Raw genomic sequence first — 14,072 nt, 5'->3', positions numbered from 1 at the left:
GCAGATTACAAATAAACCACATGACCCGCTTCGGCAAGTATGGTTGCTATTTGATACATATTACTTATACGGCCTACGCTCACCTTATCTTTTACTTTATAATAATCAACACAGGTACCACATACAATGATGCTCACCCCTTTGTCTTCCAACTCGCCAAGTGCCAGCGCTGTATCAGTACCCTCCAGTGACAGTTTGACACCCCCGTTATACATGATTATATAAGTAGGTAAATGGTCCATCCCTTTAAGCGCATTCAGATATCCTCTTACGAGTAAATCGCCTAATTCGGGGTCACCCTCTCCCATCCGGGAACTGCGGGCTACCACAACATAATCAGTGGCGGGGGCAGCACCTCCCGGAACAGAACAATATTGCTCCGGATTATTTTCAGCTTGTGGTGATGATTTGGCGGGCTTGGTTGCTTCAATATGATATTCATATCCCTTTTTACTGGCAACAGGATTAGCCCCCAAATCTGTCAGGAAACTCATGAGATTTTGATAAGAAGTCTCATTATCCGAAATAATAAGAACCTTCTCGCCTTCTTTTACTTCTTTAAGGCCATTGCTGGCCATGATAAGAGGTTCAGGACAAAGATGTCCTTTCGTATCTATCGTATACATAACTTAAGTTGTTAATGAGTTTTTCAGCAGTAGCTACGGGATTGTCTTCATCTTCAGAAAAAGACCATACCGGTTTGTTTCTTTGGCTGAGCGATTTAGCATAGCTTTTATCATAATATTGCAGTGCGATATCGGCCACTTTGCGGAAATCATTTTCTTCCAAAGCCTTAAGAGCTTCTTTCGTTCGTAAACCACCCAATCGCTTTTGAATTTTCTTTACGGCTTGTGACAAAAGCTCTTTATCAAAGCACCCATACTCTTTTACCAACCTGTCGAGTCGTCGTTCACGATTCAACTCAAACATTATCAAAGGTGCTTTTAAAATCAGCTCAAACAAAGGGTCAGGAATAAAAACTTTGCCTATGTTATAACTTTCACCCTCTACCCAGATGGTTCGCTGAGGGTCAAAGTGGCGAAGAACCTCATAAATGTCATTCTGAAACTGTTCGGTGGTAGGTTGCGGCTTTTGTCCCAGGGCACCAAAGGCAGAACCTTTATGGTTGGCCAGCCCTTCCAGGTCGAGCACCTGTTCGCCCATACTTTCCAGTGCTTTTAACACATCGGTTTTGCCACTGCCGGTAGGACCGCCCAAAACCACAAAATTCCAGTTTTCACGGGCTATCATCTCATGGAACGAAGCCCGATAGGCTTTGTAACCACCCTCCAGAGTAAAAGAACGGACACCAACGGTTTCGAACAACCAGGCCATGCTGGCACTACGCATACCACCACGCCAGCAATGTACCAAAAGCGTATTATCAACAGCCAGTTTTTTAGCCTCAGATGCCATTTGTGACATCCTGGGACCAACAAATTCCAGACCCTTAAGGACGGCTTGTTCTCGTCCCTGCTTTTTATACAATGTACCTACCACAGCTCTTTCTTCATCAGAAAAAAGAGGAATATTATGAGCACCCGGAATATGTCCCTGCCGGAATTCGGATGGTGTGCGAACATCTACCACCGGATACTTATCCGCAGCACGTAAAAAATCGTTGGCCAATAAAGCCTCAGCCATTTATTTGGTCCTCCTGCTAAAAATTTATTACCCATGCGGGCAAATAGCGCTAAAGCGTTACATTCCAGGTATCATCAAGATGATTTTTCCAGTCGCTGTATTTTTCCTCACCGCCCCGAGCCTTCCAGTCCGAATCGATGGTCAGACGTGAACTGATACCTCCTCTGGGGTTACAAATCATAACTATGCGAATACGGTCAGGCTCATATACTTCCATTAAATGGTCGTAAAAAACATTGATTAGCCGTTCGTACGATACGGTAATATTTCGCAAAGCATGAACATACAACTTCAGCGATTTCAATTCAATAATTTTATCGGTAGGATAAAAAGTGATATAGACATCGGCAAAATCGGGCTGATTTTTCACTCCCAAAAAGGTAAACTCCGGAATTTTAATCTTTATTTCATAGGCTTTTTTTACCGGATTGGGAAGGGCCTTTAAAATACTTTTATCTATATCTTTATAAGTCAGCACCTTTTCAGACATAAACAAATTTTTTTAAAATCACACACGCAAAGTTAACAATTTAAGGGAAACAAAAAGTTTGGTTATTGTATAGCGATTGGCATATCTTTGCTTCGAAAATCTGAAAATTTTATTCGTGGGACGTTCAAGAAAAAATAAACCCTTACTGGAGAGGTTGGTTATTAGCGATTTAGCCGCCGAAGGAAAAGCTTTGGGAAAAATTAACGACATGGTGGTATTTGTACCTCTCGCCGCACCCGGCGATGTCGTAGATGTACAAGTCACCAAAAAACGTAAAAAATATTATGAGGGACGGCCGGTACATTTTCACCATCTGTCGGAAATCCGGACGCAGCCTTTTTGCCGGCATTTTGGTACTTGTGGCGGATGCAAATGGCAACATATACCCTATCAGGAACAAATAAAATTCAAACAGAGAGAAGTCTGGAATAATCTGTTGCGCATCGGGAAAGTTCAGTTACCCGAGATATCCCCTATTTTACCTTCACCTGAAGAACAGTATTATCGTAATAAACTGGAATTCACTTTTTCCAATAAGAGATGGCTCACTCAGGAAGAGATGGATTCGGGCGAAGTTATTAACGATAAAAACGGCCTGGGCTTTCATATTCCGGGTATGTTCGACAAGGTGATAAACATTGAAGAGTGTCATCTTCAACCTCAACCATCCAATGCTATTCGCCTGGCCATTCGAGATTTTGCCATCGGAAACAACTGGCCTTTTTTTGATTTAAAAGCTCAGGAAGGCCTGCTCAGAACCCTCATCATCCGTACCAGTACAACCGGCGAAGTCATGGTTATTGTAGTCTTCTATAAGGATGATGAAGAAAAACGGCATATCCTGTTCCGGCATCTGATGGAACAATTTCCGGAAGTGACATCGTGGATGTATGTCATCAACGGAAAGGCCAACGATACTATTACCGATTTGGAAGTGAAGTTATATTCGGGGCGCGACCATATTTTTGAAGAGATGGAAGGATTAAAATTTAAAATAGGCCCCAAATCGTTCTATCAGACCAATTCCCTTCAGGCTTATAACTTATATAAAGTGGCTCGTGACTTTGCGGGCCTCACCGGCAACGAAACCGTATATGACCTTTATACGGGAACGGGAACCATTGCCAACTTTGTGGCGCATAAAGCACGAAAAGTGGTAGGTATCGAATATGTTCCGGAGGCTATCGAAGATGCCAAAGAAAATTCGGCCATCAACGGCATTACTAACACTTTGTTTCTGGCGGGTGACATGAAAAACATTTTGACCCATGATTTGTTTGAAAAAGAAGGATACCCTGATGTTATAATCACTGACCCGCCGCGTGCCGGGATGCATGAAGATGTGGTAAAAACTATTTTAAACGCGGCGCCGGAAAAAATTGTTTATGTTAGCTGTAACTCTGCCACACAGGCAAGAGATATCAACATGATGGATATCCGTTATAAAGTTACAGCTATTCAACCCGTTGATATGTTCCCACATACGCACCATGTGGAAAATGTGGTGTTGTTGGAAAGAAGATAATTTGACGGGAATTGAGGGGATTGATGAGATTGAGGGGAAAAATAGTATTTTAAATTAGCTCTATGACCAGCCACTTTGCACTAAGCGTTATAAGCCAGGAACTATGGAAAATGAACTAAAACCCGAAGTATGATAGCAATTTTATCACCTGCCAAGAAACTGGATTTTAAACAACCCGTACCTGAAATAAATTATACAGAGCTGTTCTTTCCTGAGGAAGCCTCTCAGTTGGCAGAACAACTCAAAAATTATTCACCTGCCGACCTCATGCAACTGATGAAAATAAGCCGCAGTCTGGCAGAGCTTAATACCGAGCGTTTTTTTAAATGGCACTGGCCGTTTAATGGTTCGGAAGGTCGACCCGCCATCTTAGCCTTTAACGGCGAAGCCTATAACGGACTTCAGGCGCGCACCTTCAGCACCGAAGAACTCAACACAGCTCAACACCACTTGCGGATTCTTTCCGGCTTATATGGTTTATTGCGCCCTCTCGACCTTATCCTTCCCTACCGTCTGGAAATGGGTATTAAACTCAAAAATCCCAAAGGGAAAGACCTCTACCAATTTTGGGGCGATAAAATAACCATGCAACTTAATAAGGATTTGGCAGACGGTGGCCATAAAGCTTTGGTAAACCTTGCCAGCCAGGAATATTTCAAGGCTATTAACCCCCAAAAAATTGAGGTTCCCATCATCACACCGGTATTTAAAGAATATAAAAATGGTACCTTTAAGGTTATTAGTGTCTATGCCAAAAAAGCCAGAGGAATGATGACTCGCTTCATCATTCAGAATCAACTCTCCGACCCGGAAGAGCTTAAGGCTTTCGACCTGGATGGATACCACTTCAATAACCAACTATCTACCGATAAAGAAATGGTCTTTACTCGACATGAATTATAAACATTCAAAACCTATTATCGATTTTATCTATAACCGTTTTGATGTATATCAGTAAAAATTTCCTTAACTTTTGTCCCATAATCAAACCTAATATTAATATGAGTAAAGAACCATACATGGAACGTTACGGGAATCTGTTGAAACAAGAGACCCTTTGCACACTTGAAGATAAAATCTGGCCCAACACATTTGTTTTGGAAGCACCGGAACCATTTCCGGGATTTTATAATTATTATTCCGACCACCCGGTAGAGAGCAAACCCCTCTACATATATCTGGTATTAAAAAAATTATATACCCTGGAAGATATAACCCGTGCCACACAAAATATAAAAAGTTATTTTCAGACCGATTTTAATGCCACTCCCGGGGTTGTTAACATTTACAACAAACAATTCGATGTAATTCGAATTAGACATTTGGATAATTTCGACCAGATAGTTGACTTACAGGCAGGATACATGGATCAAGGTATTGAGTTCAGGAGCAAACCACCGAGGAAAGTGGAAGGCCCGGCAATTATCCGTATCAAAAAGTTTTTTATCCTTAACGAAACAGTTCGCGGCGTATTTTTTGATCAAATAGAAAAGGATCATGGCTACTTTGCCATCCCTGAAAAACTCACGTGGAAACATTTCGAGAATATTACCCGGCAAGTGAAGTTTAATTGGGAGCGTCCGTTTTTTGATGCCGCTATAGGGCATTTCCATTTCGGATTTGGTATACAGGATATGATCAGAATTTATTATCCTGATATCAATGAAGAATACCTGACTGAGGTTAGAAAAAAATATATGGAACGTATTAAATAATTTATGTCAATCATGCAGCAAGATTTTCTTGCTGTTTTTTTTGTTAAATATACCCCGGGAAAGGGTCTTGCTGAGATACTTTTTTTAATTTTAATGCCTATTTAAAACCATTCGGACCATAACTACTTAATAAAATTTTATACGAATGAGACACTTTTTGATAATTTCTTTCCTTATTGGATTGGTTACCATCTCTTGTCAACAAAACCTTCAACCCGGGCTTCAATCATACCAGAACATTGGACTAGACAGCACCATTGCTGCAGACCCCGCTTTTAAAGCCTATATAGCACCACTGCACGACTCTATTGAATCGATTATGAACGAGGTAATTGGCACCTCAAAAAAGCAATTATTCCCGGAAAAACCGGAGACTCCCCTCTCCCATTTTGTCGCCGATTTAATCAGGGAAGAAGCTTTAAGAGAAATCAATGATGCCCGATACGAACCTTTACCCACCATTGCCGTTATCAACATAAAAGGTCTTAGAACACCGTTGCCTAAAGGCGATATAACCGTAAGAGATATTTATTCGCTTATGCCTTTCGAAAATCAGATGGTTATTTTAAAACTGTCGGGCGAAGTGGTCTATGAAACCTTTATGCACATGGGAGCATCGGGCGGTGATGGCCTTTCCGGTGCATCTTTCATCTTTAAAGACCAAAAAGTCATCAATCCCATGATACAAGGCGAACCATTAAAGACCGATAAATACTATTATGTGGTTACACCTGATTACCTGGCAAATGGTGGCGACCATTACACATTTTTTTCAAAAGCCGAGAAGAGATATACCTCTCAGAAAAAAATCAGAGATATCATCCTGAATCATATCAGAACATTGACGAAAAAAGGAAAAATTATTAACCCGCCTGAAGAAACAAGAATTCAAATACAAGTCAAATAAACAGTGTAAAAGATTTAATAGTCATCTAATTGATAATAGAAGCCGAATATCATGAATACAAACCGACGGACCTTCTTAAAAACACTTATAGGTGGCGGTGTGGCACTTTCCCTCCCCTTGCCTTTGTTAGCCAAAGCATCGGGCCAATCCCTTACCATACTGCATACAAACGATGTTCATAGCCACCTTGAACCTTTTCCCGTCAATCATCCCAAATTTCCCAATCAGGGCGGTTTTGCCCGGCGCGCCACATTAATTCAACAGTTACGACAAAAGCATTCCAATGTATTATTACTGGATGCGGGTGATATCTTCCAGGGTACACCCTATTTTAATTTCTTTGGTGGCAAACCGGAACTGGAACTCATGTCAAAAATGAAATATGATGCTGCAACCATCGGAAATCATGAGTTTGATAACGGCATGGACCATCTGGCAAGGCAATTGCAATATGCCAATTTCCCCTTTATTTCAACCAATTATGATTTCAGCCAAACCGTTTTAAAAGATAAAATAATCCCGTGGAAAATTATAGAAAAAGGCCCCTTTCGCGTTGGTCTCATCGGACTGGGTGTCAATCCAGGCGGATTGGTTTCACCGGCAAATTATGAAGGGATGAAATGGCTCGACCCGGTCGAAACAGGCGAAAAAACGGCTCGCTTTCTCAAAGAAGAGAAAAAATGCAACCTGGTGATTGCCCTCTCACACATGGGCTACACCAGTGCACCCGACAGACCCGAATCGGACAAAAAAACAGCGGCTCTCACCGCTTCAATCGACATTATTATTGGTGGCCATTCACATACCTTTATGCCAAAGCCCGAAATTGTTAAAAATAAAGTCGGAAAACCTGTAATCATCAATCAGGTGGGATGGGCAGGTGTAATTCTTGGACATATGGAAATTATACCTGACAAAAAAGAACCTCTATTTTTGGCTACGCAACATTTGATAAAATAAAAAAGAAGATGTCCAATAACGACCTGATTTCTTTACAATGTAAAATGTTTGGTCGAATGGAAATTTAAGTTAGGTTTAAGTTAGGTTTTAGTGATTAGTCAATATTAGTTTTTAGTGATTAGCGAACAGTCATTAGTAATGATTGCACTAATGACTGTTGACTAATCACTAAAAACTTTTCCTGCCTTTTGCCTGTACACTTTTTATAACAGACAATAGACCGGATTACTCAATAGGCAATTGCCGTTTAAAGGACTCATCCAATGATATAATGGTCTCAGTAGAAGCAATTCCGGGGATATTTTGCAGTTTATCGTGCAAAATTCTTTTCAGGTGTTCATTGCTTTTGGCAAAAATTTTCACAAACATGGCATATTCACCGGTTGTATAATGACATTCAACCACTTCCGGAATCTCTTCCAACATTTTGGCCACTTTGTCAAACAAACTGGCTTTTTTAAGAAATATTCCTATAAAAGCGCAGGTGTGGTAACCTATCTTGGCGGGATTAATAATAAATTCCGACCCCTTTATTACACCCATATTCATTAATCGCTGGATGCGCTGGTGAATAGCTGCTCCTGAAACTTTACATTCGCGGGCTACTTCCAGAAAGGGAACACGTGCATTTTTCGTAATCATTGACAATATTTTCTTGTCAAGACTATCAATTTGAAAATGGCTCTCCATATCAAAAAATGATAAATGTTAGAATTTAAAACTATTTGGGGTTTATTTCTAATAATTAATGACGAAATTAATACTAATTATCCACTATTCCAACAAAATCATTACAAAAATATCCGGTTATAAATTAACAGAAAGGAAAGTTGCTTTCAATTTGAAAGGCTATTTATAATCTCTTTCAAATCTTCACCTCCGGGATTTTGAAATACCCTTAATTCAAACAATGGAATAATAGCCAATATATGGTCGAAAATATCGGCCTGAACACTCTCATATTTAGCCCATTCAACCTCTTTTGAGAAAGCATAAATCTGAATGGGCAGACCTTTTTCGGTGGGTTCCAGATGACGAATAATAAGCGTCATACCCTTATGTATTTTAGGATGATTGGAAATGTAATTTTCCAGGTATTTACGAAAGACGCCGAGATTGGTCATCCGTCGGCCATTAACAGGTAACGACTCGTCAACATTATGTTTGCGGTTATATTCTTCAATTTCTTTTTGCCGCTGGTCGATATAATCTTTCAGATGATGGATTTTCCGAAATTTCTCAAGCATTTCAGGCGTACAAAATTTAACGCTTCGAAGGTCAATATTGATGGCACGGGCAATACGCCTTCCGCCCGACTCTTCCATCCCCCGCCAATTAATAAATGAATCGGACACCATGGCGTAGGTGGGAATGGTCGAAATGGTTTTATCCCAATTTCTTACTTTAACCGTATTTAAAGTTATTTCCATAACCGTTCCATCGGCATGATGGCTGGGCATGGATATCCAGTCACCCACTTTAACCATTCTGTTGGCCGAAAGCTGAACACCTGCCACCAATCCCAAAATGGAATCCCTGAAAACCAGCATCAGTACGGCGGCCATAGCACCCATACCGGCTAATATATTTAAAACCTTAACATTAAATATGATAGAAATGGAAATAAGAACACCGACTATTACTGCCACCAGATGAATAACCTGAAGGTAGCCCTTTATTGGCCGCTCTGCAGCAAACGGAAAAGTGTTGTATATATCTTCAAAAGCATTAATCAATGCTCTGAAGCTCATTACCAACACCACCGTCAGGTATAACGATACTATCTTATGATACAACTTTAACCTTTCGGGGTCATCACCCCACATCCAGTGCGATAAGAGGTAAATAATGACAATGGGCACCAAATGAGCCAACCAGTGAAACACCTTTCGCTGAACCAAATAATCATCCATTTTGGAACGCGTCTTGCGCACCATCCGAATCAGGTTCAGCAGAAAAATTTTTCGCGCTATAAAAAAGGCCAAATATGCCAGTGCAATGATTGCTATCAGTGAAACAACCGACTCAATGGCACCTATCCAATAGTCGGAAATATTTAACATCCCAAGCTTGTCGGTAAACCATTGGGATAACCATCCGGTTTGTGACTTTACTTCTTCCATCTTTTATCTATTCAATTCTTTTTTTACTTTTGATTTATTGTTTTACTTAAGAATGCAAAAGTAATTATTCTATTTTATCGGAACCTATTATTTTCTTAATGCTACATGCTACCTTCTTTTAAACATATTGCCCTGTACTTTTATTGCCTTTTGCAGGTTACCTATAGCATAGGACAAAATCATGAGTTTTTCAATTACAATCAAACGTTAAGAATTGACTTTGTTCTTTCCGGAAATTATAACCAACAAAAAATAGCCATTGCCCACTTTAAAAAAATTTCAGGCTATAGTGGTAATCAACATCAAAACCTGCCGCCATTCGATTACGGAACCTACCGGTTAGTGTTATTAGACGGTAAAACGCAAGACACCCTTTTCATTAAAGGCTTTTGCACTTTGTTCGAAGAATGGCGGGTCACTACCCCTGCCCAACAGGTAGTAAAAGCATTCGAACAAACAATTGAAGCTCCATGGCCTCTCAACGATGTATACCTTATTTTTGAAGCTCGAAACAAGTCTAATAGTTTTAAACCACTCCTACGTGAAAAATTCTCGCCTCATAAATCTCCTATAATGGAAGTGAAAACCCCGGATGAACATCCTATTAAATTATTACACGGTAAAAATAAACCATCTCAACAAACTGATTTGCTCATTCTTGCCGAAGGATACACCCGGGCAGAAAAAAATCAATTCTTTATTGATGCAAAAAAAATGAGTAATTATCTGCTTGGAATGAAACCATATAGTCAATTAAAAAATAAAATCACCATCAGGGCCAGGTTTATCGCTTCACCAGAAACAGGGACAGATATTCCCTCAAAACAAATTTGGCGTCAAACACCCATGAATAGCTCATTCTCCACTTTTGGGTCGGAACGTTATCTGGAAAGCTTCAGCACCTGGACCATTTACGACTATGCGGCCGGAGTACCGCACGACCACATTGTACTGCTGGTTAATTCCGACAAATACGGTGGCGGAGGTGTTTACAACCATTTTTCCATAACCTCAGCCCGAAATAAACACTCCAACGAAGTATTTGTCCATGAGCTCGGACATGGTCTGGCCGGACTGGCAGATGAATATTATTACGATGATAATTCCGACTTTTATGACTTAAATCATGAGCCTTGGAACCCGAACATCACCACATTAATAGCTTTCGACAAAAAATGGAAACATTTAATTGCCGATAATGTTCCTGTTCCAACACCACCTCTGCCACAATATGAATCGGCAACAGGCGTTTTTGAAGGTGCCGGCTATTCGGCAAAAGGAATTTACCGGCCGGCATTTAACTGCCGAATGAAATCGAATGATGCCGAAGGTTTCTGTGAAGTATGCCAAAAGGCCATAGCCCAAATGGTGAAATTTTATGCAGGAAAAAACAAATGATAGATGTTTAGATAATAGATATTTAGATGGCAGATATTTAGATGATAGATGTATAGATGAAACGAGCATGACAATGAGAGATTCTCACAAAAAAGCCCAAGGCAGAAGTGCACAGGCAGAAGGCAGAAGAAGTCATTAGTCATTAGTGATTAGTCAATAGTCAACAGTTATTAGTGACTAGTATTGATTAACTAATGACTAAGGACTAACCACTAATGACTACTTTAAAAACAATATACCTATGAAGTAAGTAAAATTTATACGGATAAAAAACACGACATTTCAACAAATATTATAAAAATATAATTTATGAACTATCAAGCACAAGAAAACAGATATGATACCATGCTCTACCGTCGCTGCGGAAAGAGTGGGATAAAACTGCCGGCCTTATCATTGGGTTTATGGCACAACTTTGGGTCGGTGGATGTTTTTGAAAACGGAAGAAAGATTTTACGATATGCCTTTGACCATGGAATCACTCATTTCGATCTGGCAAACAACTACGGGCCGGTGCCGGGCAGTGCCGAAGAAAATTTCGGACGTATTCTGGCAACCGATTTCAAACCCTATCGTGATGAGATGATTATCTCTACCAAAGCAGGATACCTGATGTGGCCGGGTCCCTATGGTGACGGTGGTTCCCGCAAATATCTTCTGGCAAGTCTCGACCAAAGTCTTAAACGTATGGGGTTGGACTATGTGGATATTTTTTACTCGCACCGACCCGACCCCCACACGCCTTTGGAAGAGACAATGGGTGCTCTGGCGCAGGCTGTAAAACAAGGGAAAGCCCTCTATGCCGGCATCTCCAACTATAATGCCGAGATGACACAAAAAGCCGAGACCATACTTCGCAGTTTAGGCGTTCCTCTTTTAATTCATCAACCGCGCTATAACATGCTCGACCGATGGGTTGAAAGTGATGGACTATTGGAAGTACTTGGCAGAAGAGGAATTGGTTCCATCGTTTTTTCACCTTTGGCTCAAGGACTGCTAACCGATAAATACCTCAATGAAATACCTGAGGATTCAAGAATGGCCAAACCTCATGGTTTTCTGAAAAAGGAAGCCCTTACGCCTCAGGTCAGGGAAAAACTTGTTGCCCTGAACAAGCTGGCCCAACAACGAGGACAATCGCTTGCACAAATGGCTATTGCCTGGCTGCTGAAAGACCAACGGGTAACATCCGTTCTTATAGGTGCCAGCAGGGTGGAACAACTGAAAAACAATCTGGATGCACTTAAAAACCTAAATTTCACCGAAGAAGAGCTCAACAAAATAGAAAAAGTATTAAAGTAAAAAGCCAATAAGAAATTTAGTTTTTGTTTACAGTCAGTTAATATCAGGCATAAGAAACTACGAGGCAAAGAATATTCAGTTGAATTGATAATCATTTCCCTTCAATTAAACTTTAATTGGGGACGGAATATATCATTCAATACCCTAAATTCAACCACTTAAAGTAACAATGCACAATTTTGACACAAATCGATTGGGAAATATCACCTGCCTGAATATTCCATGCCTCGCAAGTTTGAAGAGATAAACCTTGTATGAGAAAAAAGAGTGTTCATTTTCTGGCAGCAGGCATGGTAATGATGCTCTTTGGCATTACCATGGTTGCGGTGGGAACCATCAACAACTATTTAACCATCAATTTCCGGGTTGATAAATTATTTATTGGTTTTTGTGCCTCGGTATTGGCGGCAGGAATACTGATTGGCTCATTTACTTTTGGACCTATAGCCGAGCGGTTTGGTTATAAACCGGTAATGCTTGGCGGAGTGCTACTGGTGATTTTGGGAATTACCGGAATAACATTTTCCGTCAGGGTCAATCTGGTTCCTTTCATGTTTTTCGTCATGGGATTAGGCGGAGGAAGCATCAATGGGGTAACCAATATGTTAGTAGCAGATTTATATCCGCAAAACAGCAGTGCTTATCTAAGCTTACTTGGCGTCTTTTATGGAATTGGTGCACTTGGATTCCCCTTGCTCACCTCTTTGCTTCTGGATAAGGCTATGGATTATCAGACCATTTTATTAATTGTCGCCATCATATTATTAATTCCATTTATTTTAGTTTTACTACTGAAATTTCCGTCTGCCAAAAAGTCAAAGCCCGTTTCATTTAAAGGATATTTTAAATTTTTCTCCAATCCCGTAATATTATCAATTGGTCTTTTCCTCTTTTTTTACGGTGCTTTGGAAGCTATAATTCCTGCCTGGACACCAACTTATCTGATGGAAGTTGCGGATATTTCATACGACAAGGCCTTATACGCCATCACCGCTATTGCTATTGGAATTACTATTACAAGATTATTCCTTAGCCAGATATTGAAACGAATATCACCCATAATTATCATTTTCGGCAGTATGGCTGTGATATTCCTGGGAATTATCATTCTTAATTTCGCTTCTTCATTATTCATGGGTATATCCTCAAGTGCGGTTATGGGCATTGGCATAGCTGCTTCATTCCCTGTAATGTTGGGTTTCACCGCCAGGGCATTCCCCTATAATTCCGGCACAGCCTTTAGCATAGTTATTGGTATTTCACTGGTTGGAAATATGCTTCTCAATTCCCTGACAGGTTTTATCCTCAATCAATTCGGAATAAAACAGCTCATTTTAATTTTAATTACATTCATCATTTTAATGTTGGTAATTTTGAGCTTTCTTAAACATAGGCATTTCAAAAACTAATGTCTGTTAACTAAAAAATCTCCCACACAATACCGTGAATTTCTCAAAAATTTCGGACTTTTAACTCTGCATAAAGGTCGGAAACCTTCGCACAAAGGTCGGAAACCTTCGCATAAAGGTCGGAAACCTTCGCATAAAGGTCGGAAACCTTTGCATAAAGGTCGGAGACCTTTGCATAAAGGTCGGAGACCTTCGCACAAAGGTCGGAAACCTTCGCATAAAGGTCGGAGACCCCCGCACAAAGGTCGGAAACCTTCGCATAAAGGTCGGAGACCTTCGCATAAACCCAGGAATCCTTTTCATAAGATAGATATCGCCCCTACCGGGGCTCAGGCTTTTCTCATATACCAACGGCTACAAAGGTTTAGCTCCTTCGGAGCTATTTGTTAATATTCATCAGAAGTATACCACCAATATTCATCAAAAGTATACCACTTTTCCAGAGCTCTCATTGATGAATGAGCGAAGCGAAATGAAGAAATGTGAGCTCTGGAAAGCTTATTGTTAACTTGCCTTTTGAAAATCATAAACAAAAGGCATAATGTATGTAATTGATATGTGGTATACAGTAAAAACACTATTAGACAGAGGGAAAAGCC

Annotated in this window: 14 protein-coding genes; 8 read left to right on the top strand and 6 right to left on the bottom strand. The window is 40.3% G+C overall.

The window, feature by feature from the left end; genetic code table 11:
• Positions 1-5: 5 nt before the first annotated feature.
• From yedF to queF, 3 genes are read right to left on the bottom strand one after another with little or no spacing between them, the layout of a single operon-like run.
• On the bottom strand, positions 6-626 hold the full coding sequence (yedF, locus tag BM130_RS13710; RefSeq protein WP_010528035.1) for a sulfurtransferase-like selenium metabolism protein YedF: 621 nt from the start codon (positions 624-626) through the stop codon (positions 6-8).
• A complete protein-coding gene (gene mnmH / locus BM130_RS13705) occupies positions 589-1,644 on the bottom strand; it encodes a tRNA 2-selenouridine(34) synthase MnmH (protein ID WP_010528036.1) in 1,056 nt (351 codons plus the stop codon). The genes yedF and mnmH overlap by 38 nt, the downstream gene beginning before the upstream one ends.
• A gap of 49 nt (positions 1,645-1,693) precedes the next feature.
• On the bottom strand, positions 1,694-2,134 hold the full coding sequence (gene queF / locus BM130_RS13700; RefSeq protein WP_010528037.1) for a preQ(1) synthase: 441 nt from the start codon (positions 2,132-2,134) through the stop codon (positions 1,694-1,696).
• Between the two features lie 115 nt (positions 2,135-2,249).
• Here queF and rlmD point away from each other — a divergent pair, with 115 nt between their 5' ends.
• From rlmD to BM130_RS13675, 5 genes are all read left to right on the top strand, one after another.
• On the top strand, positions 2,250-3,659 hold the full coding sequence (gene rlmD, locus BM130_RS13695) for a 23S rRNA (uracil(1939)-C(5))-methyltransferase RlmD (RefSeq protein ID WP_010528038.1): 1,410 nt from the start codon (positions 2,250-2,252) through the stop codon (positions 3,657-3,659).
• 129 nt (positions 3,660-3,788) lie between these two features.
• Positions 3,789-4,562 (top strand): peroxide stress protein YaaA, encoded by a 774-nt coding sequence (yaaA, locus tag BM130_RS13690; protein WP_010528039.1) that lies wholly within the window; start codon positions 3,789-3,791, stop codon positions 4,560-4,562.
• A gap of 98 nt (positions 4,563-4,660) precedes the next feature.
• Positions 4,661-5,374, top strand: a complete 714-nt coding sequence (locus BM130_RS13685) for a hypothetical protein (RefSeq protein WP_010528040.1) — start codon at positions 4,661-4,663, stop codon at positions 5,372-5,374.
• A gap of 145 nt (positions 5,375-5,519) precedes the next feature.
• The gene (locus tag BM130_RS13680; protein WP_010528041.1) at positions 5,520-6,281 is read left to right on the top strand and encodes a 5'-nucleotidase C-terminal domain-containing protein; all 762 of its coding nucleotides are present in this window, start codon (positions 5,520-5,522) and stop codon (positions 6,279-6,281) included.
• Between the two features lie 51 nt (positions 6,282-6,332).
• Positions 6,333-7,241 carry a bifunctional metallophosphatase/5'-nucleotidase gene (locus BM130_RS13675; RefSeq protein ID WP_010528042.1) on the top strand — a complete coding sequence of 303 codons (909 nt, stop codon included), beginning with the start codon at positions 6,333-6,335 and terminating at the stop codon, positions 7,239-7,241.
• Positions 7,242-7,466: 225 nt separating this feature from the next.
• On the opposite strand, the gene BM130_RS13670 is transcribed toward BM130_RS13675, so the two are convergent.
• Together BM130_RS13670 and BM130_RS13665 are read right to left on the bottom strand one after the other, a co-directional pair.
• A complete protein-coding gene (locus BM130_RS13670) occupies positions 7,467-7,931 on the bottom strand; it encodes an Lrp/AsnC ligand binding domain-containing protein (protein WP_074964407.1) in 465 nt (154 codons plus the stop codon).
• Positions 7,932-8,077: 146 nt separating this feature from the next.
• Positions 8,078-9,364, bottom strand: coding sequence for a mechanosensitive ion channel family protein (locus BM130_RS13665; protein WP_010528044.1), 1,287 nt, complete (start codon positions 9,362-9,364; stop codon positions 8,078-8,080).
• A gap of 105 nt (positions 9,365-9,469) precedes the next feature.
• Between BM130_RS13665 and BM130_RS13660 the strand changes: the two genes are divergently transcribed.
• The 3 genes from BM130_RS13660 (at position 9,470) to BM130_RS13650 (ending at position 13,473) form a co-directional block, all read left to right on the top strand.
• Positions 9,470-10,762 carry a M64 family metallopeptidase gene (locus tag BM130_RS13660; RefSeq protein ID WP_010528045.1) on the top strand — a complete coding sequence of 431 codons (1,293 nt, stop codon included), beginning with the start codon at positions 9,470-9,472 and terminating at the stop codon, positions 10,760-10,762.
• Between the two features lie 309 nt (positions 10,763-11,071).
• Positions 11,072-12,064: an L-glyceraldehyde 3-phosphate reductase gene (mgrA, locus tag BM130_RS13655; protein ID WP_010528046.1), complete on the top strand. Its 993-nt coding sequence runs from the start codon at positions 11,072-11,074 to the stop codon at positions 12,062-12,064.
• 254 nt (positions 12,065-12,318) lie between these two features.
• Positions 12,319-13,473, top strand: coding sequence for an MFS transporter (locus BM130_RS13650; protein WP_010528047.1), 1,155 nt, complete (start codon positions 12,319-12,321; stop codon positions 13,471-13,473).
• 386 nt (positions 13,474-13,859) lie between these two features.
• Here the strand turns inward: BM130_RS13650 and BM130_RS15500 are convergent.
• A partial coding sequence (locus BM130_RS15500) for a hypothetical protein (protein ID WP_217645615.1) occupies positions 13,860-14,072 on the bottom strand: 213 nt, incomplete at its 5' end.

It is taken from the genome of Thermophagus xiamenensis (genome assembly GCF_900112795.1).
GTDB lineage: Bacteria > Bacteroidota > Bacteroidia > Bacteroidales > Marinilabiliaceae > Thermophagus > Thermophagus xiamenensis.
The sequence above is the reverse complement of the archived record's forward strand: the minus strand, read 5'-3'. Positions and strand labels throughout refer to the sequence as shown.

Excerpts from the sequence above, each read along its gene's own strand:
- BM130_RS13670 (WP_074964407.1), bottom strand. The coding sequence starts at position 7,931 with ATGGAGAGCCATTTTCAAATTGATAGTCTTGACAAGAAAATATTGTCA.
- BM130_RS13665 (WP_010528044.1), bottom strand. The coding sequence starts at position 9,364 with ATGGAAGAAGTAAAGTCACAAACCGGATGGTTATCCCAATGGTTTACC.
- mgrA (WP_010528046.1), top strand. The coding sequence starts at position 11,072 with ATGAACTATCAAGCACAAGAAAACAGATATGATACCATGCTCTACCGT.
- mnmH (WP_010528036.1), bottom strand. The coding sequence starts at position 1,644 with ATGGCTGAGGCTTTATTGGCCAACGATTTTTTACGTGCTGCGGATAAG.
- BM130_RS13685 (WP_010528040.1), top strand. The coding sequence starts at position 4,661 with ATGAGTAAAGAACCATACATGGAACGTTACGGGAATCTGTTGAAACAA.
- BM130_RS13675 (WP_010528042.1), top strand. The coding sequence starts at position 6,333 with ATGAATACAAACCGACGGACCTTCTTAAAAACACTTATAGGTGGCGGT.
- BM130_RS13660 (WP_010528045.1), top strand. The coding sequence starts at position 9,470 with ATGCTACCTTCTTTTAAACATATTGCCCTGTACTTTTATTGCCTTTTG.
- BM130_RS13680 (WP_010528041.1), top strand. The coding sequence starts at position 5,520 with ATGAGACACTTTTTGATAATTTCTTTCCTTATTGGATTGGTTACCATC.
- yedF (WP_010528035.1), bottom strand. The coding sequence starts at position 626 with ATGTATACGATAGATACGAAAGGACATCTTTGTCCTGAACCTCTTATC.
- queF (WP_010528037.1), bottom strand. The coding sequence starts at position 2,134 with ATGTCTGAAAAGGTGCTGACTTATAAAGATATAGATAAAAGTATTTTA.
- yaaA (WP_010528039.1), top strand. The coding sequence starts at position 3,789 with ATGATAGCAATTTTATCACCTGCCAAGAAACTGGATTTTAAACAACCC.
- BM130_RS13650 (WP_010528047.1), top strand. The coding sequence starts at position 12,319 with ATGAGAAAAAAGAGTGTTCATTTTCTGGCAGCAGGCATGGTAATGATG.